We start from the raw sequence: 22,656 nt of genomic DNA, 5'->3' as shown, positions 1-22,656 counted from the left end.
TCACCGCTATGAAAATCGAAGAAATAGAAATTATATTACAACCGTTAAGAGAGGAATTAAGAAATCATGCCCTATATAAGGAGCTGAAATCGGTATCTGATATACAGGTATTCATGGAAAACCATGTGTATGCCGTGTGGGATTTTATGTCACTTTTAAAGGCCTTGCAAGTAAACCTAACGTGTACCACTTTACCGTGGAAACCGGTAAAGAATACAAATACCGCTCGGTTTATTAATGAAATCGTTTTGGAGGAAGAAACAGATGTCAATGAATTGGGCGTTTTAAAAAGTCATTACGAAATGTACTTGGATGCGATGGTTGAAGTAGGTGCCGATACCAATAAAATAACCGATTTTCTTAAAGGAATACATTCTCTTGATACTGTATTATCAGCTATTGAAAATGCTGATTTAAACGATGCCGTTAAGTCGTTTTTGAATTTCACTTTTGAAACGATACAAACACAAGAACCACATAAAATTGCAGCAGCTTTTACTTTTGGTAGAGAAGATTTGATACCCGATATGTTTTTAAAAATTGTGGAACAGGCAGGGGAAGATGCATATCCTAAACTAGAGTATTACCTAAGAAGGCATATTGAATTGGATGGAGATGAACACGGTCCGCTTGCTTTAAAAATGATACAAGAACTGTGTGGTGATAGTGAAGCTAAGTGGCATGAAGTATTGGAATGTTCAGAAAAAGCTTTGAAAGAACGCATTAATTTGTGGAGCCATATTGAAGCATCTATAAGACAAACTTCAGAAGTATCGGGTTAAACATCGTAATTTATATGAGTATCAATTTCAACAAATAAACTACACACATGGCAAACGTTTCCGCAGAACAATTAGGAACGGAATCAATATCAAGTTTGCTTATTAAACAGGCATTACCAGCTAGTATCGGCATATTGGTGATGTCGCTCAATGTGCTGGTAGATTCTATTTTTGTTGGAAATTGGATCGGGTCTATTGCCATTGCTGCAATCAACGTTGTACTACCTATTTCATTTTTTATAGGGGCTTTGGGTATGGCTATTGGTATTGGTGGCGCCAGTATTATTTCGCGCGCGTTAGGTGCCAATAATAAGGAAAAAGCACTGCGAACATTTGGTAATCAGATATCATTTACCATTTTGATTACCACTTCAATGGTAGCCGTAGGGCTCACTTTTGTTGACACTTTAATACCTGCATTTGGCGGTAAAGGCTCCATTTTTGAGTTGGCTAAAATCTATTATGTCATTGTATTGTACGGAGTACCTTTTTTGGGTCTCAATATGATGGGCAATAATGTTATTCGATCGGAAGGCAAGCCCAAATTTGCTATGATTGCTATGATTATACCGTCAATTGGGAATTTAATTTTGGATTATTTGTTCATTAATGTGATGGATTATGGCATGGAAGGTGCTGCATGGGCAACCACTATCAGTTACTTATTGTGCTTCTGTTATGTCGTTTATTTTTTCTTATCGAATAACTCAGAATTAAAGCTAAAGTCCAAGTATTTACGAATTAAGTTTTCTATTCTAAAAGAAATAAGCTCACTTGGCGTAGTTACTCTTTCTAGACAAGCTGTAGTGAGCGTTATTTACCTGTTGATGAATAATATTTTATTCGATTTGGGAGGAGAAGCTATGGTAGCGGTATATGCCATTATCGGTAGAATGTTGATGTTTGCGCTTTTTCCGGTATTTGGTGTTACGCAAGGTTTCTTGCCAATTGCCGGTTTTAATTACGGTGCCGAAAAATTCGATAGGGTAAAAGAATCTATTTATACTGCAATAAAATATGCAGCAATATTGGCAACCATAGTTTTCGCCGGACTCATGATTTTTCCCGCGGAAATTGCCGGACTCTTTTTGAGCCATAAACCAGATATGAGCGCATTGGAGATTGAAACAAACGCCTTTGTTCTAGAAAACACACCGTCTGCTATGCGTTGGGTGTTTGCCGCTACTCCCATTATTGCACTTCAGCTTATAGGTGCAGCATATTTTCAAGCTATCGGTAAAGCTGTGCCGGCATTGTTATTGACCTTATGCCGACAAGGGTTCTTCTTTATTCCTTTAATACTGATCCTACCAAATTTTCTAGGCGAACTAGGCGTTTGGATTTCTTTTCCCATAGCAGATGTGCTTGCAACTATAGTTACTGGATATTTTTTAAGGAAAGAGATTAATAAAACTTTGGTGGGCTAATTTCTGATGTAAAACCAAACCCTAGACCAAATCCTTCGTAAGTAGCTTTAGAACGCTAAAAAACACGAATATGAATTTCATTTTATCACAATTAATTGCCGTTGCCATATTTCTATTAGCATGGAAACTTAAAGAGTTAGTAAACAATCAAAATAGATATATGAAGCTGCTAGAGGAAGAGACTCCTAAAGCAGCTAAATTTAAAAATTAAGTTAGTTAGCGGGTTGTGCATGTAACAACTCCATCCCGGTAGAAGATCTTGGTTTAAAACCTGTCCAGTCTTTTTCATTTGAATTTTCCTGAACGTCCAAAAACTTGGCGCTGTCTTGGTTTTTAAGATGCTTGCCTATAAATGCAGTTACAAAATGTTGGTTAACGTTGTTTATTTTACGCTGATCCCAAGATGGCTCTGCATATCTGTAGTACTCATCTATATGTAAACCAGGAGCTAACGCTTCTGCTGGTGGTGGGTTGGGTGCTACATTATGTCTTGCGTTTTTATAAGTCAATAAGTACCGGTCTGCATTTACCGCACCTTCATAAATTGCTTTAATTCCTTTTTCGTAACCGGAAATATCATCTTGGCTTCCAGCAATAAAGAATGTGGGAGTTTTTAATCCTTTTAATCCTTCCGCATCCCAAACTCCTCGTTCCATTCCCCATGGAGCAAATGCTACGATAGCTTTTATTCTAGAATCAGCCGATTTTTCGTATTCCGCATTTCCAGCAAGATTTACTGAGATTGCAGAACTACCACCAGTCATTCCGGTAAAAAATTGACCTAAACCGTCGCTATATCCAGCTCCACCAACGTTTAATACTCCGTATCCACCCATAGAATATCCTATGATTGCCGTGTTATTGGCATCTACTAGTCCGGCTATTTTATTTTTAGAGCCTTTTGCTCCTAGTTTTTCCATTTCATTGATTACAAAACGAATGTCTTTAGGTCTATTGAGTAAAGTACTTTGAAATGCGTTCGCATCCTTAAAAGTTGAATCTGTATGGTCAATAGCTGCTACGATATACCCTTTAGATGCTAGGTTTTCCGTTAAATAGGTCATTAAATATCTAGAACCAACATAACCGTGAGATACTACCACTAAAGGAAATTTATTCCCTTTTAATGCATTGGCATCTCTGTAAGCTCTTCCTTTAAAGGTAAATGGTGTTAATGGTCTAAGCGTATCGCCTCTTGTTCCCATGACTTCATCATACACCACGGTTTTAGCATCATTTTTTACGCTGGCAGGATACCAAACTTCAATAGTAATTGGTCTGTCATAGGTTGGGTCTTTGCCTTCTTTCGAATTTAAAATATCTACTTGATCAGGGTTAACCAGATTTACGGTCTGTACGCCAACTTTATATTCGCCCCTTGCACTAAGTTCAGGAGCATCGGGCAATTGGTCTCCGTATAAAAAATCTTTGGTTTGGGCATTTACGGTATTAATTGTCAATCCGTTGAATAGGAGTGTAATTAACGATGCTGAAAATAAAAGTGTTCTAAATTTCATAATTGTTAGTTTGTTGGCTTAAATATAAGAATACTTTAATCATTTATCGATTTCGTTGTATAACCTTGAATTGCTGTTTTCTTTAAAGGATTAGTTATCGGTCCATTTAATGATACTTAGAAATTTAAATATTGATTGAAGATTGTCTATGTAATGGACAGCGGAATTCATAATGTGATAATTAAGCTTCTTAAGAGATGCTAATAAAATCTTAAAATCAACATTTGCGTAACAAAATGTTTAATTTTAGAGAAGACTAATACCAAACTATCAAAATGAAAAAGCACCTTACCAATGCTGGCATACTCATGCTGGCATGTTTTCTATTACCATTATCATTATTATCTCAAAGAAAGAAAAAATCACAAACTGTTACTCCTACGTATCCAGAAGAGCTATACTCTAGCTTGGATTATAGATTGATCGGTCCGTTTCGTGGTGGTAGATCTGCTGCGGTAACCGGTGTGCCCGGCGAGCCTAATTTGTTTTACTTTGGCGCTGCAGGTGGCGGAGTATGGAAAACATTGGACGGTGGTCGTACTTGGGACAATATTTCCGATGGATATTTCGGTGGAAGTATAGGTGCCGTTGAGGTAGCCAAAAGTGACCCTAATGTTATATACGTTGGTGGCGGAGAAAAAACCTTAAGAGGTAACGTATCATCAGGTTACGGAGTTTGGAAAACCGAGGATGGAGGTAAAACTTGGGCTACGGCTGGGTTGGAAAAAAGTAAACATGTACCACGACTTCGTGTGCATCCTACTGATTATAATACGGTATATGCAGCGGTTCTAGGCGATATTTATAAGCCGACTAAAGACCGTGGTATTTATAAAAGTACAGATGGGGGTAAAAATTGGAAACAAGTGCTATTTGTAAATGAACAAGCTGGTGCGGTAGATTTAACTTTTGACCCCAACAATCCAAGAATTTTATATGCTTCTACATGGCATGCACAACGAACGCCTTACAGTTTAATAAGTGGTGGTGACGGCTCTGCACTTTGGAAGAGTATGGACAGTGGTGAAACCTGGACTGAGATTTCAAAAAATGAAGGTTTCCCTACGGATACTTTGGGTATTATTGGTGTAGCCGTTTCTCCTAAGAATTCAGAAAAGGTTTGGGCTATAGTAGAGAATAAGGAAAAAGGTGGTTTGTACCGATCCGAAAATGGAGGTAAAACTTGGTCAATAGTTAATTCCGAAAGAAAGCTAAGACAACGTGCTTGGTATTACACAAGAGTATATGCCGATACGCAAGATGAAGATGTTGTGTATGTATTAAATGTGAACTACCACAAGTCGACCGACGGAGGTAAATCTTTTAATACATTCAATGCACCTCATGGTGATCATCATGATTTATGGATTTCCCCTGAAGACTCGCAACGCATGATTATTGGTGACGATGGTGGTGCTCAAATATCTTACGATGGTGGTGAAACATGGAGTACATATTACAATCAGCCTACGGCACAATTTTATCGTGTAACAACAGATAACTCTTTTCCATATAGAATTTATGTAGCACAACAAGATAATTCAACTTTAAGAATAGACCACAGAAGTGATGGGCGTACCATAGATGATAGCAATTGGGAAGAAACTGCCGGTGGTGAATCTGCTTGGATTGCTGTTGACCCAAAAGATAATGATATTGTGTATGGTGGTAGTTATGACGGATTTTTAACCAGGGTCAATCATAAAAATAAAACGGTAAGAGGTATCAATGTATGGCCAGACAACCCAATGGGTGCTGGTGCGGAAGCTATGAAGTATCGTTTTCAGTGGAATTTCCCCATTCTATTTAGTAGACATAACCCGAAGAAATTATATACATTTTCTAATTACGTACATGTTTCAGAAAATGAGGGTCAGAGCTGGGAGGTTTTAAGTGGCGACCTAACACGAAACGACCCAACTAAATTGGGTTCTAGTGGCGGACCAATAACTCAAGATAATACCAGTGTAGAATATTACTGTACTATTTTTACGGCAAATGAGAGTCCGTTGAAAGAAGGCCTGTTATGGGTAGGTAGTGATGACGGATTAATTCATGTTTCTAAAGATTCTGGTACAACATGGGAAAATGTTACACCGTCTAACATGCCAGAGTGGAATATGATAAACAGTATAGAGCCATCAAACTTTGATGAGGGAACATGTTACGTAGCCGCAACAAGATATAAATTAGGTGATTTTCAGCCTTATCTTTATAAAACCACGGATTACGGTAAAACGTGGACAAAAATAACGAACGGTATCCCTTCCGAACATTTTACAAGAGTAGTTCGTGAAGACCCAAAAAAGAAGGGATTGCTATATGCAGGTACCGAAACGGGCATGTACGTTTCTTTTAATGACGGAGCTAGTTGGTCTCCTTTTCAAATGAACTTACCTATTGTTCCAATTACAGATTTGACTATTAAAGATGATAATTTAATTGTAGCAACACAAGGTCGTAGCCTTTGGATAATAGATGATTTAACGGTTTTGCATCAATTAGATGAAAGCAAGAAGAAAGCGAATACCATATTGTTCAAACCAAAAGATTCATACCGTACAAAAGGTAGGGCAGCTAAGAAGCCATCAAAAACTTCAGGTCAAAATTTGGAGAACGGCGTCATTACCCACTTTCTTTTGAAGAACTATTCTGAAAAAGACACCGTGCAATTAACGTATACTAATATGGCTGGTGATACATTGGCTAACTATAGTTCTACGGCAAAGAAAAAAGACAAGAAGTTAGACCTTAAAAAAGGGGGCAACACTTTTGTTTGGGATACGCGCGGTAAAGGAGCTACGAAACTCGAAGGAATGATTTTCTGGTGGGCTAGTTTTGATGGTGCCAAAGCTGTGCCTGGAGATTACAAAGTACATTTAAATGTGAACGGAACTAATAACAGCGAAACGTTTACCATTTTGCCAGACCCAAGAGCAGAAAGTTCTGTAGCGGAAATGCAGCAACAGTATGATTTTATTACCGATATCAATACTACTATTGAAAATGCGCATCAATCTATAAAAAAGATTAGAGATGTTACGGCACAATTGAATGCATTTACCGAGCAGTATAAAGATGATGAAAGAACTACCGAGTTGATTGAAAAAGCCAAAAAAATGAAAGAAAAGCTTGGCGAGGTAGAGAAGGCGCTGTATCAAACAAAAAACAGAAGTAGACAGGATCCATTGAACTTCCCTATAAAATTGACCAATAAGTTAGGTCATTTGAACAGTTTGGTTTCTATAGACGATTTTCCACCTACGGAGCAAGATATTGCGGTGAAGAACGAGTTGACAGCTAAAATAAACAAGGAGCTTCAAATTTTTAATAACGTTATATCATCTGAACTTCAAGAATTCAATAAAGAGTTTAACGAATTGAACTTAAACTATTTGTTTGTTGAAGACGGAAAGTAAAAATCCATGAATAAAAACCTCTCTATTCTTTAGAGAGGTTTTTACTTTTTAGATAAAACTCAACCATCACACATGAAAAAACAACTACTCTTTTTTATGGCGGTACTGGCAACTTCCATAACTTTTGCCCAATCTGCCAACGATTATTTTCAGCCTTTAAAATTCAGAAATATTGGTCCGTTTAGAGGTGGGCGTTCGGTAACTGCAACAGGGGTTATCGGTGAACCTATGACCTACTATATGGGTACTACTGGTGGCGGAGTTTGGAAAACAGAATCTGCCGGACAACGTTGGGAAAATATATCGGATGGATATTTTGAACTGGGCTCTGTTGGTGCGGTTTCCGTTTCGGCTTCCAATCCTAATATTGTTTATGTGGGTATGGGAGAACATGCACCACGTGGTGTTATGACATCTTACGGTGACGGTATATATAAGTCTACTGATGCGGGTAAAACTTGGAAGAAAATGGGACTTGAAAAAACCCAACATATTTCAAGAATCATCATTCACCCTACAAATCCTGATATTGTTTATGTGGCAGCGCAAGGAGCTCTTTTTGAAGGTAATGCAGAACGTGGTATCTATAAATCTGTTGATGGGGGTAAGACTTGGAAAAACACGCTCTTCGTAAATGAATTAACAGGTGCTTCTGAACTTTCTATGGATGCCAATTATCCTGAAATTATGTATGCCGCCATGTGGGAACATCAACGTAAACCAAATATGGTGGTAAGTGGTGGTGCAGGTAGTGGTCTCTATAAATCTACGGATGCCGGAGAAACTTGGCAGAAAATACATAAAGGACTTCCGGAGGAAAAAGGAAAAATGGCGATAGCTGTGAGTCCTTCAAATTCTAACAAAGTTTATGCTCTTATTGAAAGTGATTCCGACGCAGATAAAGGCGGACTTTTCGTTTCAAATGATGCTGGTGGATCTTGGAGCATGGTCAGTGGAGATAATAGATTGGTACAGCGTGCTTGGTATTATATTGAGGTTTTTGTAGATCCTAATGATGAAGATACCGTGTATGTTTTAAGTGCACCTGCGCTACGTTCTGAAGATGGTGGAAAAACATGGGAAACGCTTTCAGGAACCCATGGGGATTATCATAACCTATGGATAAATCCAAATAATTCTAAGAATATGGTGATTGCCAATGATGGTGGGGCTGCCGTTTCATTCGATTATGCAAAAACTTGGTCTACACAAGATAATATGCCTACCGCTCAGTTTTATCGTATTAATGTAGATAATCTGTTTCCTTATAATATTTATGCCGGTCAGCAAGATAATACTGCGGTCAAAATTGCTAGTGCCTCTATGGGTAGAAGAAGTATAACAGAACAAGATTGGACATATACTGCCGGAGGTGAAAGTGCTTTTTTAGCTTTTGATCCAGATAATCCCCGCTATGTTTTAGGTGGTAGTTACCTTGGTACTATTGAAGTCTTGGATATGGAATCAAAGGCATCGACCAAAATTATGGCGGCACCCATTCAATATTTGGGTAGGGAAGCTAGAAATATGAAGTACCTGTATAATTGGAATGCACCTATAATTGGTTCTAAACATGAGCCTGGTACATACTATCACGGTGCACAATTGGTTTTGCGTACTAAGGATATGGGTGTAACCTGGGAAGAAATATCGCCTGACCTTACACGCGATATCGATGCAAAACAAGGTAATGGCGGTGGTCCTTATACCAATGAAGCAGTTGGTGCAGAGAATTACGGAACATTGGCATATATGCTAGAATCGCCACATGAAAAAGGACATATTTGGACAGGTAGTGATGACGGATTGGTTTACTTGACCAAAAATGGTGGGGAAACTTGGGAGAATGTAACCCCTAAAGGATTGAAAGAATGTTTGATCAATGCCATAGAGGTTTCTCCTCATGACCCGGCTACGGCATACATTGCAACGACCAGGTATAAGTTTAATGATTATACGCCAGGTTTCTATAAAACAACAGATTATGGTAAAACATGGACGGCTATAAATTCAGGGATACCTTATGGAGCTTTTACCCGTGTAGTTCGTGAAGATGAGTTCAAAAAGGATTTACTTTACGCCGGTACGGAGAAAGGTATCTATGCATCATGGAACGGTGGTAAATCTTGGGAGCCTTTTCAACTGAATTTGCCTAATACCCCAATTACAGATTTAAAAGTACATCAGGGCGATTTAGTGGTGGCAACATCGGGGCGTTCATTTTGGATATTAGATGATATTATTGCGCTGTCTCAGTATCAACCGTCTAAGAAAGGACTTCAAATATTAAAACCAAAAGATGCTTATAATGGCTCTTGGGGCAGTCCGCTAAGTGGTAATTCTAGTTCATTTACGGGTAGCGATGCGTTTAACGGTATTAACCCTGCCAATGGGGTGGTATTATATTATGAGCTCCCAAAATTAGCAGATAGTACGGCAATTACTCTAGAGATTTTTGATGCTAATGGGAAAATGATAAGAACTATCAGTTCAGAAAAGGATCCTACGTACAAACCACACAATGGTGGCGGTGCTCCTCCGGCACCAGTGTTGAGTAAAGAAGAAGGACTAAACCGTTTTGTATGGGATATGAAATACCCAATTATGCCAGGAGTACCTGATGTATATATTGAAGCAGGATTTAGCGGACATAAAGTTTCCCCTGGTACATATACTTTTACATTAAAAGTTGATGGGCAAACAGTATCCACCACAGGTGTAATAAAAGAGGTGCCTAACTATGAGACAAAACCTGGTCAGTATGAAGAGTTTGATGCTTTTATGACCGATGCAGAAGCCGAGTTGACCGAAATGCATAATATGGTGAATTTGTTGTACAAAGCACAACAAGATTTGGCAGAAGTGTTGAAAAAGGTAACCGATGTAGAAGCCAAATCTAAAGGTGAAAAGTTGCTGGCTGATTTGAAAGCTTGGGATGCCGATATGGTACAACGAAAATCTCAGGCGTATGATGACGTAGAAAATTTTCCAAATAAATTCACGGCAGAATATCTGTTCATGATCAATCAGACCAATAGTAGTATCGCAAGATTGAATAAATCTAATAAAGACCGAAAGGCTGAATTGGATAAGAAATGGGAGACATTAAAAGCAAAAGGAAATCAGTTGAAGAATACGGAAATACCAGCCTACAATAAAACCTTATGGGATGTAGGAGTAGGTGCAATAAGATTATAAGGTAAGTTCTATCCGCTTTTGCTAACTTTGAACTTGTTTAAGACTGGAAAAGAGAAAAGAGAACTGAGAAATTAGTTTTGCACTTGCACTTGTTTCTTGCACTTGAGTTTGAGTTTTGAATTTGAATTTGAATTTGCACTTGAACTTGTTTCTTGCTTTTGAGCTTTCCTCTTGAACTTGAGTTTGTTTTTATAAGCGCTATGACAGAATATTACAATTATATAAAATCCCTGCATCTCATCTTCGTAATAACGTGGTTTGCAGGGCTTTTTTATATTCCTAGATTATTCATTTATCATATAGAAGCGCACCTAAAACCATCACCAGAAAAAGAAATTCTTTCAAAACAATTAAAGTTGATGACCAAACGCTTGTGGTATATTATCACCTGGCCATCGGCTGTATTAGCAGTGTTTTTTGCTATTTGGTTGCTAATTATTTACCCAGGATGGTTGACCCAAGCTTGGATGCACATAAAACTTGGTTTTGTAGTGTTACTGATATTATATCATCTAAAAAACCATCAAATTTTCAAAAAGTTTCAACAAGATGATATTCAATATACCTCTAAATTTATGCGTATATGGAATGAGGGTGCTACCTTAATTTTGTTCGCAGTTGTGTTCTTGGTGATTTTGAAGAGTTCTTTTAATTGGATTTTTGGAGTAGTAGGCATTATAGTTTTAGGGATACTTTTAATGCTGGGTATAAAACTCTACAAAAGAATAAGGAGCAATAATCCCGAAGAATAATTCAAGCTTTATGCTAGAAATAATGAGCGAGGTTGAATTACAGCTCAACTTATATCAAGCAAGTATTATTTTAATCTAACTACCAGGTGAAGGCCAACAAGTCACGGTCCTATTTTAAATCCCACTCTTAGTTTAATTGTTATAATTTTTGTGTTTTACAGTTAAAAAGGCTGCTACAGCTTTATTAATTTTAGATAATCATAAAAATATGTAGATGAGAAATATAATGATGTTAGGGTTAATTAGTGTGTTTGTTCAATTTTTATTTGCACAGACAAACAACCTGAAATGGCTTGATATTGAATTGGCGAACTATGAATATCCTTTTGATGTTTCTGAGTTGAATTTAAAAGTTCAAGGTCAAGATCTGCAAATGTCTTACATGGATGTAAAACCTTCTAACTTTAACGGCAAGAGCATTGTGCTTTTTCACGGTAAAAACTTCAATGGAGCCTATTGGAAAACTACAATCGAAGCACTGACTGAAGAAGGCTATCGCGTAATTGTACCGGATCAAATAGGCTTTGGTAAATCTTCTAAACCTGCATATTTTCATTATACATTTCAACAATTGGCTCGCAATACAAAAGAGTTGCTTGATACCTTGAAGGTAACTAAAACAACTATTTTAGGGCATTCTATGGGAGGCATGTTGGCTACTCGATTTGCGCTAATGTACCCTAAAACAACAGAGAAGTTGGTTTTAGAAAACCCCATCGGACTTGAAGATTGGAAATTAAAAGTGCCTTACAAGCCTGTTGAATGGTGGTATGCCAATGAACTTAAGAAAAGTTATGAAGGCATTAAAAATTACCAATTGAAAAATTATTATGATAATAAGTGGAAAAGCGACTATGATCAATGGGTAAATTTATTGGCCGGTTGGACATTGAATTCAGATTATGATAGAATTGCCTGGAATGCTGCGCTAACCTATGACATGATTTTTACACAACCTGTAGTGTATGAATTTAAAAATATTAATGTGCCTACTTTATTAATTATAGGAACACGAGATAGAACGGCGCTTGGTAAACCATTAGTTTCTGATGAGGTGAGAAAAACAATGGGACTTTATAATCAATTAGGTAAAACAACACAGCAGCGCATACAGAATTCTCAATTGGTGGAAATAGATAATATTGGTCATTTACCACATATTGAAAAATTTGAAAGCTTTATTACCTCATTGATTAAGTTTTTAAAAGAATAAGTATTGGTTATACAAAGCTTGTTGGGGTATATTTTTTAATATGTAGATATGCCTAATTTATTCAATTAAGACTTCAAGTAGTTTTTGGCTTTCTTAGCGGCAATTTTCGCTTTTGGCAAAATAAGTTTAAAAGTAGTTCCTTCTCCTTTTCCTGCAGATTCGGCGGCAATAGTACCACCATGAGAAATTGCAATTTTTTTAACCATATAAAGCCCCAAGCCTGTACCTTCAATGTTCTGATGAAAACGTTCAAAAGGTGTAAATAATTTTTTCAGGTCCGCTTGGCTGATACCTAAACCATTGTCACGTACCAAAAAAGTATTGGTTTTTCCCGTATCTTCAAAATCTACGGTTATTTGAGGATTTGGTTGGTCTCCCATATACTTGACCGCATTATCTAAAAAGTTGCCAAAAACCTGAATAATCCTGTTTCGGTCGCCAAAAATGTCGGGTAGGTTATCTGCAATGGTAAGATGTATGTTTTTCTTGTCTAGTTTACTTTTAATAAGTTTTCTTGATAAATCTAATATCTCATTGGTATTCAATAGCTCATTCTTATTTTCTATTTTTCCAAGTCTTGCTATTTCGGTGATGTCAGATATCAACTCGTTCATATTATTGCATGAAACATCTATTAAACCAAGATATTCGGCTACCAGCGGATGCTCTTCTATTGGCATTTCTGTAGGAATAAGGCTAGCAAGGCCTTTAATATTGCTCAGTGGACTTTTTAAGTCGTGTGAAACCGCAAAAGTAAATCGTTGTATTTCTTGATTCTTCGTTTCTAAATCGTCTGCGGCCTTTAAAAGTTTGTCCTTTTGATCTTGTAGTTCAGTGGTACGTTCTGCTACCTTTAATTCTAACCTACGTTGGTTTTTCTTAATGGTTCTAAGCTTAATGTAATATGCAACATAGAATAGCAAAAGCAATAGGGCGACCATTAATAAATTAAACCACCAAGTTTGCCAATATGGGGGAGTGATAATTAGGGTTAAGTCAATTTCATTATCGGTCCATACACCATCAGAATTGGTAGATTTCATTTTTAAGGTATATTCTCCGGCATTAAGATTGGTATAGGTCGCTGTAGGTGTGTTTCCTACATAATTCCATTCTTTTTCAAATCCACCCAAATAAAAAGCATAATTAACACTTTCTGGATGTCTAAACGTTAGCGCTTTAAAGTCAATATTGATAACGGACTGGTCATAGCTAAAAGTTAAGGTATCTACTTGACTAATATTTTTTTTCAATACACCAAATTCATCGTTAGGAAGCACTGGTTTATTAAAGATTTTAAGTCCGGAAACATATAAGGTAAGGGTGTCTTTACGTTTTTCTACATCATTGGCGGTGAAAATGTTAAATCCGTTTATACCACCAAAAACGTACTCACCTTTACTAGTGGTCAAGGTAGAACTAGCTATGAATTCTTTAGCTTGAAGTCCTTCATCAACATCATAATTTATAAAATCGCCTGTGCAGGTGTTGTACCGTGTAATTCCGTTTTCAGTACTTAGCCATAGATGGTTGTAGGTGTCATCTATAATTCCTTTTATTGCATCATTTCTAAGACCTTCTGATTTGGTAATTGCCTCAAAAGAATCGGTTTCAGCATTGTATTTGTTAAGTCCGCCTTGCGTGCCAACCCATAATGTACCCTCACTATCTTGAATGATAGTATTGACAAAGTTGTTGCTTAATGAATTATGAGTGCTATAATGTGTAGTTGTCCAAGTACCATTGTTTTTGGTCAATTTGAATAGACCGGAGTTTAAAGTGCCAATCCACATTTGACCTAGGTTGTCTTCGAATATTTGATAGATTGAATTGATTTCTACTCCATCAACATCTGAATTTAGTATTACATTTTTATGTACATGTGTATTTGGATCATACACTTGCACACCCGCAAAATAATTTATGATCCAAATATGCCCTTTTTTATCTTTTATAAAATCGATTACAATGTTCGAGTTTAAAAAAGAGTTTTCTGTATTTAATTCCTTAAACTTTTTTGTTTTGGTATTAAATACGGTGATTCCATTGGTCCACGTGCCTAGCCATAATTCATCTTCTTTATTCTGTAATATAGATAGAACAACATTGGTATTAAGGGTTTTATTTTTTAATGCATAATGTTCAAAGGTGTCTAATGCTCTGTTCCAATAATTGAGACCTCCACCATCTGTGCCTATCCAAAAGTTTCCATTTGCGTCTTCAATAAAACAATTGACTAGTTTATTACTTAAAGACTTGGGGTTAAAAGGGTCTGAATTAATATGCCTAAACTTAAAATATTCGGGGTCATAAAAATTTAATCCACTTTTGTATGGGGCTACCCACATGGTACCATTTCGAGTACATAATATGGTCCAAATTGAATTACCGGAAATGGAATTGGGTTTAGAAACATTGTACTCTAAATGACGAATAAATTCAAGTTCGGTAGAGTATATGTATAAACCATTGTTTTCAGTGCCGATCCAAAATTCATTATTTAGATTTTTAGCTAACGAAAGAATGCCAAAGCCTGGACTAACCTGTTTTTTTTCCTTATCAATTTTAGAGGTAAGGCTTACGTTTAAACGAATTAGTGAGCCATTATTTGTACCAAGTAAAAAGTTATTGTCTTTCAATGAAATGGCAGATATGATATTTTCTATTTCTTGAACTTCGTTTAATATCTCTAAATTATTGTTGGTGACAATAATATTGTATGATGAAATAATAAGTACCCTGTTAGCATCTAAAGGAATTATCTTAAGTATCCTGTTTATTCTAGGATTAACAACTTCTAGTTTATCGTTGTCGAGGGCCAAGTGACTTATCTTGCCTGTATTTTCATTGTATTTATAAAGACCAGCCGATTCTGTACCTAACCATAATTCTCCATTTATTCTTGCTACCGATTGAAAGCTGCGATCTTTTATATGTAATCCTTCATTTTTAAAAGGAAAGGGGGCTACAATATTTAAACTTCGGTCATATAGATTTAAACCTTCGTTTGTGCCAATAAGTAAGTTCTCGTCATCTTCATACAATTCAACTACGTATTCATGGCTAAGCCCAGTTTTATTATCAGTACTTTTTCTGAATATTTCAAAATCCTTACCATCATATTTGTTCAGTCCATTTCGTGTGCCTACCCATATAAACCCATAACGATCTTCTAGTAATTTTGTAGCAGAGCTTTGAGACATACCATCTTGAATATGATGAAATTTTAGGGGCTCTAAGCTTTGAGAGTAAGCGCTAAATGAAATTAGAATGAATAGTAAAAAGGCAAGATTTTTAGACAAAGTATTGAAAAGCATATCAGACCTATAAGGGGCGTACTAAGATTTAACGCATTTAAATATAAGAAATTACTTTCAAAATGAACTAATTGCAATATGAGCTAAAATGTTTAAAACATTAGTATCTTTTTTGTGTAACAATGAGTTAGTTGGTACAAGGTTGCCAACTGAAAAACTTCTTATAGCTACTAATTATGTATATAAAAGAGTGGACATTAAGTTTGTTAATGCTTTTTGGTGTGATATTTGCTAACTTTAAACAAATAATTGAAGCTTGTTAACAAGAGTATCTTTACGGTCACGTATTTTTCTTTCCATGATTTTTTTGGTGTTAATCGCATCTGTTTTAATATTTGGCATTACCGTTTATCAGTTCAAGGAAATCAATATAGATTACCATGAAAACAGAATGGAACGTAAAGAAGAGCAAATACGCCAAAGTATTGATCTTACCATTCAGAAAACAACATACCCCGTTACAACGGAAAATTTGGATCTTATTTTTAAGAATGAAATTTATGAAATTGCCGTAGTGCAAAACATGAATTTTAATATCTATAGTTTGGATGGGGAGCTTATAAAAAGTTCACGACCTAAATTTGCCAATGACTCCATATCTATGTGTTTAGATGCTGAGGTGCTAAATATGCTAGAGATTAGCCCGAACAAACGCTATGTTATGGAAAATGCTTTGGCAGGAGATAATTATCAGGCCTCATTTACTTATATAGCGGATCAAAAATTTAAACCAATAGGTATTTTAAACTTACCTTATTTTGAAGATAATTCGTTCAACGACCATGAATTGAGAGAGTTTTTATGGCGATTATCGGGTGTTTACCTGCTCATGCTATTAATGGCAATATCATTTGCGTTTTTTATTTCAAAATATATAACCCGATCATTGGAGACCATCTCAACCGTGATGGGAAAAACAGAATTGAGTAAGCAGAACAAAAAAATTTATCTAGATAATCCCGGAGAAGAAATAGAAAAACTGATTTCGGCTTACAATGGTATGATTGACGAATTAGGTCAAAGTGCTGTAAAATTAGCCCGTAGCGAACGTGAGCAGGCATGGCGAGAAATGGCAAAACAAGTGGCTCATGAAATTAAGAACCCCCTTACGCCCATGAGATTAAGCGTGCAGAGTTTTGAACGCAAATTTGATCCTAATGATCCAGATATTCATAAAAAGGTAAAGGAGTATTCCAATACCTTAATACAGCAAATAGATACCATGAGCAGTATTGCGTCAGCATTTTCAAATTTTGCCGAAATGCCAGCGCAACAAAATGAAACACTGAATGTTGTAAAAATCGTAAAACTGGCTTTAGATATTTTTAACGAAGATTATATTCATTTCATTGCTGATGAAGAAGAAATTATTGCGAAATTAGATCGTACACAATTAATAAGAGTGGTTACCAATTTGGTAAAAAATGCTATACAAGCTGTGCCAGATGTAGAATCGCCAAGAGTTTTGGTAACTGTAGCGTCTGAAGGAAATATGGTAAAATTATCGGTAGCGGACAATGGTCACGGTATTGAAAAAGAAAATGAAGATAAAATTTTTGAACCTAAGTTTACTACCAAGACCAGTGGAATGGGCTTAGGTTTAGGAATGGTGAAAAATATAGTGGAGACATATAAAGGTACCATTAAGTTTACCTCACAACTTGGTAAGGGAACGGTATTTTGTGTAATGTTTCCAAAGGAAAATGTTTAATGCAACAAATCAACAACAATGTCATACGAAACAATACTTATTGAGAAAGAAGAAACAACTGCAATTGTAATTATCAATAGACCAAGTAAATTAAATGCTTTAAATAAGGAAACAATTAGGGAGTTACATGATGCTTTTAAAGATTTACAAAAAGACAAGACTATTAAGGCCATTATTTTGACAGGTAGTGGTGAAAAGGCTTTTGTAGCTGGTGCAGATATTTCTGAGTTTGCAGATTTTAGTGAAAAGGAAGGGAAAAAATTAGCCGCTAAAGGTCAAAAACAGTTGTTCGATTTTGTTGAAGGCTTAACAACTCCCGTTATTGCAGCAGTTAACGGTTTTGCCCTTGGCGGAGGATTAGAACTAGCTATGGCTTGTCATTTTAGAGTAGCTAGCGATAATGCCAAAATGGGGCTTCCAGAAGTTTCTTTAGGATTAATACCTGGGTATGGAGGTACACAACGTTTGCCTCAGTTGGTCGGTAAAGGCAGGGCTATGGAGATGATCATGACCGCGGGTATGATTTCTGCAGATCAAGCTAAAACTTATGGACTGGTAAACCATGTAACTTCACAAGAAGAATTGCTGCCGTTATGCCATAAAATAATATCAAAAATCACCAATAATTCCTCAGTAGCCATTGCTCATGCAATAAAAGCTGTAAATGCTGGTTTTAAGAATACTGTAAATGGTTATGAGCAGGAAATTGAGGCTTTTGGTGCCTGTTTCGGAACTGATGATTTTACCGAAGGCACAACAGCATTTTTAGAAAAAAGAAAAGCTGATTTTCCGGGTTCATGACATAAACCAATCTGGTTATGTTAAAACGTAGCGTATTCTTATTTTTATTCACAATCAATGTTTTAAGTTCTTTTGCTCAAGAAGAACTGGTTTCATATACTATTGGAGAAAAGTTTCACGACAAATACAGATACTCCAATATGCTGGCAATTGCTGATGACGGCAATAAAGGTACTGTTGTGGTACGTGCATATTACACGGGAATTGTTTTAAGGCCCAAAGGTTATTTTATTGAACATTATAATAAGGACCTAGAACTTGTTTCTGAGTATAATTATAAACTTAAAGGAGCTAATTTTATAGATGCGTATGTACAAAACGGACAAGTATACCTACTATTTTTAGAGTACAACTATAATAGTAGAAGCTATCAATATGAAGTACATAGAAGTCCGTTTTCTCAGTTTCAATTTACTAAGGAGACTATTCTATCCATTGCATCTGATCCCGTAGAACAACCTTTGGATAGAAATTTCTACAACAGAAACTTTTCATCTGGCTTTACAACATCCATCTTGTTCAATGACGATAAATCTGCCTTTGCTATAACTACACATTACAAAAAGAGGAAGGTAGACCAGCATACTATTTATGCTTTTAAATCGAATTTGGATAAAATATTCGAGCATGATTTTTCTGATGAGGTTGAAGAGAAAAACTATGCATTTGAAAATGTGGTCTTTTCGAAAGATCTTCAAAATGTGTATTTAGTAGGTAAGGCGTATTTTAAGAAGAAACGTTTTAACGCGACTGAGAGAAAATTTCAGTATGAAATGGTCAGGGTTTCAAAAAATGGTAGAAGTACACAGTCATTCTTCACCCCAGGAAAATTTCCTGAAGCTTTAAAACCAATTTTTAAGGGAGACGAATTGCTTTGTATCGGTTTTTATGCCGATCGAAAAGATAATCGATATAATGGTATATCTTATTTTAACTTGGCGCCACAATCCCTCACCTTAAAAACCGAAAAATTTAATGCTTTTTCAGAACAGTTTATGTTAGATAAATTCGGTCGTGAAGATGATAAAGCCATTAAGAATCTTGTGTTTAAGGGTATGGATATTACTGCAGAAGGCAATATCTTGTTCAATGCAGAAGAATATTTTACAAGTAATAGTGTACAGTCTAACTCAAGTGGTGGTAGGGTTATGGTGACCAGATATCATCATAACGATATTATAAGCGCTAAACTTAGTGCTACTGGAGATTTGGTATGGGCAAGAAATATTAATAAAACCGAGGTAACCCAAGGTGATGGTGCTTATGCTTCTTATAGCGCGTACACTAAGAATAATTCAACCTATTTCTTTATAAGTACATCTGCAGAAAATCCTCAACAATTAAGCGATGATCGTATTTTGTTCAAGCAAGGATTAAGTAGAAATAGAAATGTCTTTTTAATTCGTTTAGATGAGAATGGGCATATGAAGTATAATAAGGTTATTGATGACACTGAAGCTCGCTTACCACTTATGGTCTCAGCGCCTTATATTGATCGTCAAAATGACGAATTGATGTTCTATGCCAAAAGAGGCACCAAAAAACAATTGGTTCAAGTGGGTGTTAAATAAAATTGTAATTAGGATTATTTCCATAATTTTGGATTAAATCCTAATTAATGAAAGCTCATAGTATTGTAAGGGGTAGAGGTGCCCAAAAGAATACCGACAATAAATTCTCAGCATACAGCTACGAGACTAGAGACGATTTTCTAGAATTTTGTAGTGTAGAAGGTGAGGTTACCGACAAGAATAAAACCCAGTATATACCGGTTTACCCTAAAACTATTGTCAACAAAGTTACTAGTCCAGATGTGGGCATGAATTATTCCATGAACATGTATCAAGGTTGCGAACATGGTTGTATTTATTGTTATGCAAGAAATGCACATGAATTTTGGGGCTATAGTGCAGGGCTGGATTTTGAGCGTAAAATTCTGGTAAAGCATAATGCGCCAAAATTGTTAGAAGAGAAATTGAAAAGTAAAAAATGGCAAGCCAGACCAATTGTACTATCAGGTAATACAGATTGCTACCAACCTGCCGAGCAAGAATTTCAATTAACAAGAAAATGTTTGGAGATTTTCTTGAAATACCGACACCCAGTAGGAATCATAACCAAAAATGCCATGATTTTACGTGATTTGGATATCCTTAAGAAATTGAATGATCACGGGTTAATTGGCGTTAATATTTCGATTACATCGCTATCGGAAGAAACCAGAAGAATTCTTGAGCCTAGAACCACTACTATAAAGAAGCGGTTAGAAGCTATCGAGGTATTATCTAAGAACGGTATACCCGTAAATGCCATGTTGGCTCCAATTATTCCCGGTATCAACAGTCATGAAATTCTAAATTTAGCAAAAGCGGTTGCGGATCGTGGTGCTTTGTCCATGGCGTTTACCGTTGTAAGATTAAATGGGGCCATTGGTGAAATATTCACCGATTGGATTCGAAAAACACTCCCAAACAAAGCAGATAAGGTATTACATCAAATAGAGGAATGCCATGGTGGAACTTTAAATGATAGCCGTTTTGGCATTCGCAGCAGAGGAGAAGGCAAAATAGCTACTCAAATTCATGATATGGTACGTTTGGCTAAACGCACTTATTTCAATAATAGAACTTTCCCAAAGTTAAATACTCGGTTACATGAATCTTATAAAGATGGTCAATTAAAGTTATTTTAAAATAATATGCCACAAACTTGAACATTATAAGATGTTTGATCGTGTGTACTTTTTTAAAAGTGTTGTCATAGATTTTTGTTGGTATTTGAAAATCCGGAGGAAATATGAGCATCAATAAATATGGAAATTTTTTTATTAAAAATTTGGTCGATAATATTTAATAGAGTTAAACAGGTCTAATGTCCAAATGATCAACATAACTGTATGAAAAAGAACTAAATATTGCGTTTAAGTTAAAAATATAAGCATTTGAATTAGTGGCTTAAAATTAAATGTTATGCAGTTTTATAGCGTAAAAAATTTCTTTCGAAAGTTTTGTTAAAATAAAGTCCAAAAGAGAAATCTAAGCGTAGATAGGGTGAATGTAATAAATATTAGAACCATTTATGAAAACCAAGAACACTACCATAAAAAACATGAAAATTTCAAATAAAAATTCGGAAAAAGAAGTAAAAAAATCTTTCTTCTCTAAGATTGCCGACCAGATAGAAAATGCCAACGCATGGGGCATTTTTGTAATGGGCAGTACATTTGTATTAATGTTTGGATCTGCTTATTTAGCTTATATTTTACAAAACGATTTTACAGATTTGCATTTAGAGCGTAGAAGTAGCCTTATCGGCTTTATTTTTATGATTGTAGCTGCAGCTTTCTTCGTTTTCAAATTAAGCTTCTTTATCTACACTTTTGTACGTTTTTTAAAATATAAGGCGATACCATCGGTAACCGATGATGAATTACCGACCGTAACTGTAATTGTACCAGCTTATAATGAAGGTAAACAAGTTTGGGCCACTCTTAAAAGTTTAGCGGATAGTGATTACCCAGAGCATAAAGTACAATTGTTGGCTATTGATGATGGTAGTAAAGACGATACTTGGAACTGGATGCTTGAAGCCAAAAAAGAATTAGGAGATAGGGTTTCTATCTGCCAGCAACCTAAGAATATGGGTAAGCGTCATGCCCTTTACCGAGGATTTAAAGAGGGTACAGGTGAAATTTTCGTTACCGTTGATAGTGATTCTATCGTTGACCCAGATACGTTAAGAAATTTAGTGAGTCCGTTCATTGTTGATGAAAACTGTGGTGCGGTTGCAGGTAATATTCGGGTTTTAAATAACAAGAAAGAAATATTACCTAAAATGCTAGATGTAAGTTTTGCACTTAGTTTTGAGTTTGTGCGTTCATCTGAAAGTACTTTAAAATCGGTTTTATGTACACCAGGGGCATTGGCGGCTTATAGAGCTACAGCGGTATTTGGTTGTTTAGATGAGTGGATCAATCAAACCTTTATGGGGCAACCTTCTGATATTGGTGAAGATAGAGCCATGACCAATATGATATTGAAACAAGGTTTTCATGTATTGTTTCAAAGAAATGCTTTTGCGTATACCAACGTTCCAGAAAAATATAAAGGTCTTTATAAAATGTTTATTAGATGGGGTAGAAGTAATGTTCGTGAGAATATACAAATGTCTAAATATGTATTTACAAACTTTAGAAAAGGACCAAAAGCGGGTACAAGATTATTGTTCTTTAGCCAGTTTTCGAGAATTGTGTTGTGTTACCCATTTGTACTATTTATGCTAGTATTTGTTTTCACGTATCCTTTATTGTTCTTAAGCTCTACATTCTTAAGTATATTGGTACTGTCTACATTTCCAGTGATATTTTATGCAAAAAGATATACGTTTTCAGAGTCTTTCTGGGCATATTCTTACAGTGTACTTTACACATTTGGTTTGTTTTGGATTACCCCTTATGCCATTGCAACCGCAAGCAGAAGAGGATGGCTAACAAGAGAGTTGCCACAGAAATAGGTAAAAT

At 36.0% G+C, this 22,656-nt stretch carries 14 protein-coding genes; 12 read left to right on the top strand and 2 right to left on the bottom strand.

Translation table 11 applies throughout. The features are described from left to right. Positions 1-8 precede the first annotated feature (8 nt). The 3 genes from DCS95_RS16795 (at position 9) to DCS95_RS20310 (ending at position 2,420) form a co-directional block, all read left to right on the top strand. A complete protein-coding gene (locus tag DCS95_RS16795) occupies positions 9-782 on the top strand; it encodes a DUF3050 domain-containing protein (RefSeq protein ID WP_116771950.1) in 774 nt (257 codons plus the stop codon). 47 nt (positions 783-829) lie between these two features. Further along, complete coding sequence (locus DCS95_RS16790) at positions 830-2,209, top strand: MATE family efflux transporter (RefSeq protein WP_116771949.1); 1,380 nt, start codon at positions 830-832, stop codon at positions 2,207-2,209. 70 nt (positions 2,210-2,279) lie between these two features. Next, positions 2,280-2,420: a hypothetical protein gene (locus DCS95_RS20310; protein WP_159302710.1), complete on the top strand. Its 141-nt coding sequence runs from the start codon at positions 2,280-2,282 to the stop codon at positions 2,418-2,420. 1 nt (position 2,421) lies between these two features. Here DCS95_RS20310 and DCS95_RS16785 read toward each other — a convergent pair whose 3' ends face one another. Beyond that, on the bottom strand, positions 2,422-3,726 hold the full coding sequence (locus DCS95_RS16785; protein WP_116771948.1) for an alpha/beta hydrolase family protein: 1,305 nt from the start codon (positions 3,724-3,726) through the stop codon (positions 2,422-2,424). 275 nt (positions 3,727-4,001) lie between these two features. Between DCS95_RS16785 and DCS95_RS16780 the strand changes: the two genes are divergently transcribed. From DCS95_RS16780 to DCS95_RS16765, 4 genes are all read left to right on the top strand, one after another. Then, entirely contained in the window at positions 4,002-7,145 is a 3,144-nt protein-coding gene (locus DCS95_RS16780) for a WD40/YVTN/BNR-like repeat-containing protein (protein ID WP_116771947.1), read from the top strand. A 72-nt stretch (positions 7,146-7,217) separates the two neighbouring features. Continuing rightward, a complete protein-coding gene (locus DCS95_RS16775) occupies positions 7,218-10,343 on the top strand; it encodes a VPS10 domain-containing protein (RefSeq protein WP_116771946.1) in 3,126 nt (1,041 codons plus the stop codon). Between the two features lie 200 nt (positions 10,344-10,543). Beyond that, positions 10,544-11,095, top strand: coding sequence for a CopD family protein (locus DCS95_RS16770; RefSeq protein ID WP_116771982.1), 552 nt, complete (start codon positions 10,544-10,546; stop codon positions 11,093-11,095). 214 nt (positions 11,096-11,309) lie between these two features. After that, complete coding sequence (locus tag DCS95_RS16765) at positions 11,310-12,308, top strand: alpha/beta fold hydrolase (RefSeq protein WP_116771945.1); 999 nt, start codon at positions 11,310-11,312, stop codon at positions 12,306-12,308. A gap of 65 nt (positions 12,309-12,373) precedes the next feature. Here DCS95_RS16765 and DCS95_RS16760 read toward each other — a convergent pair whose 3' ends face one another. Further along, a complete protein-coding gene (locus DCS95_RS16760; protein WP_116771944.1) occupies positions 12,374-15,625 on the bottom strand; it encodes a ligand-binding sensor domain-containing protein in 3,252 nt (1,083 codons plus the stop codon). 298 nt (positions 15,626-15,923) lie between these two features. On the opposite strand from DCS95_RS16760, the gene DCS95_RS16755 reads away from it, so the two are divergent. From DCS95_RS16755 to DCS95_RS16735, 5 genes are all read left to right on the top strand, one after another. Continuing rightward, the gene (locus DCS95_RS16755; protein ID WP_116771943.1) at positions 15,924-17,336 is read left to right on the top strand and encodes a sensor histidine kinase; all 1,413 of its coding nucleotides are present in this window, start codon (positions 15,924-15,926) and stop codon (positions 17,334-17,336) included. A gap of 18 nt (positions 17,337-17,354) precedes the next feature. Then, the gene (locus DCS95_RS16750; protein WP_116771942.1) at positions 17,355-18,137 is read left to right on the top strand and encodes an enoyl-CoA hydratase/isomerase family protein; all 783 of its coding nucleotides are present in this window, start codon (positions 17,355-17,357) and stop codon (positions 18,135-18,137) included. A gap of 17 nt (positions 18,138-18,154) precedes the next feature. Continuing rightward, positions 18,155-19,708, top strand: a complete 1,554-nt coding sequence (locus tag DCS95_RS16745) for a hypothetical protein (RefSeq protein ID WP_116771941.1) — start codon at positions 18,155-18,157, stop codon at positions 19,706-19,708. 47 nt (positions 19,709-19,755) lie between these two features. Further along, positions 19,756-20,829, top strand: coding sequence for a PA0069 family radical SAM protein (locus DCS95_RS16740; protein ID WP_116771940.1), 1,074 nt, complete (start codon positions 19,756-19,758; stop codon positions 20,827-20,829). A gap of 386 nt (positions 20,830-21,215) precedes the next feature. Continuing rightward, positions 21,216-22,649, top strand: a complete 1,434-nt coding sequence (locus DCS95_RS16735) for a glycosyltransferase family 2 protein (RefSeq protein ID WP_116771939.1) — start codon at positions 21,216-21,218, stop codon at positions 22,647-22,649. Positions 22,650-22,656 lie beyond the last annotated feature (7 nt).

Source organism: Maribacter litoralis, from assembly GCF_003075045.1.
GTDB classification, from domain to species: Bacteria; Bacteroidota; Bacteroidia; order Flavobacteriales; family Flavobacteriaceae; genus Maribacter; species Maribacter litoralis.
The sequence above is the reverse complement of the archived record's forward strand: the minus strand, read 5'-3'. Positions and strand labels throughout refer to the sequence as shown.

What these genes read in the sequence shown, in the direction of transcription:
- DCS95_RS16795 (WP_116771950.1), top strand. Translation starts at nt 9, where the DNA reads ATGAAAATCGAAGAAATAGAAATTATATTACAACCGTTAAGAGAGGAA.
- DCS95_RS16790 (WP_116771949.1), top strand. Translation starts at nt 830, where the DNA reads ATGGCAAACGTTTCCGCAGAACAATTAGGAACGGAATCAATATCAAGT.
- DCS95_RS20310 (WP_159302710.1), top strand. Translation starts at nt 2,280, where the DNA reads ATGAATTTCATTTTATCACAATTAATTGCCGTTGCCATATTTCTATTA.
- DCS95_RS16785 (WP_116771948.1), bottom strand. Translation starts at nt 3,726, where the DNA reads ATGAAATTTAGAACACTTTTATTTTCAGCATCGTTAATTACACTCCTA.
- DCS95_RS16780 (WP_116771947.1), top strand. Translation starts at nt 4,002, where the DNA reads ATGAAAAAGCACCTTACCAATGCTGGCATACTCATGCTGGCATGTTTT.
- DCS95_RS16775 (WP_116771946.1), top strand. Translation starts at nt 7,218, where the DNA reads ATGAAAAAACAACTACTCTTTTTTATGGCGGTACTGGCAACTTCCATA.
- DCS95_RS16770 (WP_116771982.1), top strand. Translation starts at nt 10,544, where the DNA reads ATGACAGAATATTACAATTATATAAAATCCCTGCATCTCATCTTCGTA.
- DCS95_RS16765 (WP_116771945.1), top strand. Translation starts at nt 11,310, where the DNA reads ATGAGAAATATAATGATGTTAGGGTTAATTAGTGTGTTTGTTCAATTT.
- DCS95_RS16760 (WP_116771944.1), bottom strand. Translation starts at nt 15,625, where the DNA reads ATGCTTTTCAATACTTTGTCTAAAAATCTTGCCTTTTTACTATTCATT.
- DCS95_RS16755 (WP_116771943.1), top strand. Translation starts at nt 15,924, where the DNA reads ATGATTTTTTTGGTGTTAATCGCATCTGTTTTAATATTTGGCATTACC.
- DCS95_RS16750 (WP_116771942.1), top strand. Translation starts at nt 17,355, where the DNA reads ATGTCATACGAAACAATACTTATTGAGAAAGAAGAAACAACTGCAATT.
- DCS95_RS16745 (WP_116771941.1), top strand. Translation starts at nt 18,155, where the DNA reads ATGTTAAAACGTAGCGTATTCTTATTTTTATTCACAATCAATGTTTTA.
- DCS95_RS16740 (WP_116771940.1), top strand. Translation starts at nt 19,756, where the DNA reads ATGAAAGCTCATAGTATTGTAAGGGGTAGAGGTGCCCAAAAGAATACC.
- DCS95_RS16735 (WP_116771939.1), top strand. Translation starts at nt 21,216, where the DNA reads ATGAAAACCAAGAACACTACCATAAAAAACATGAAAATTTCAAATAAA.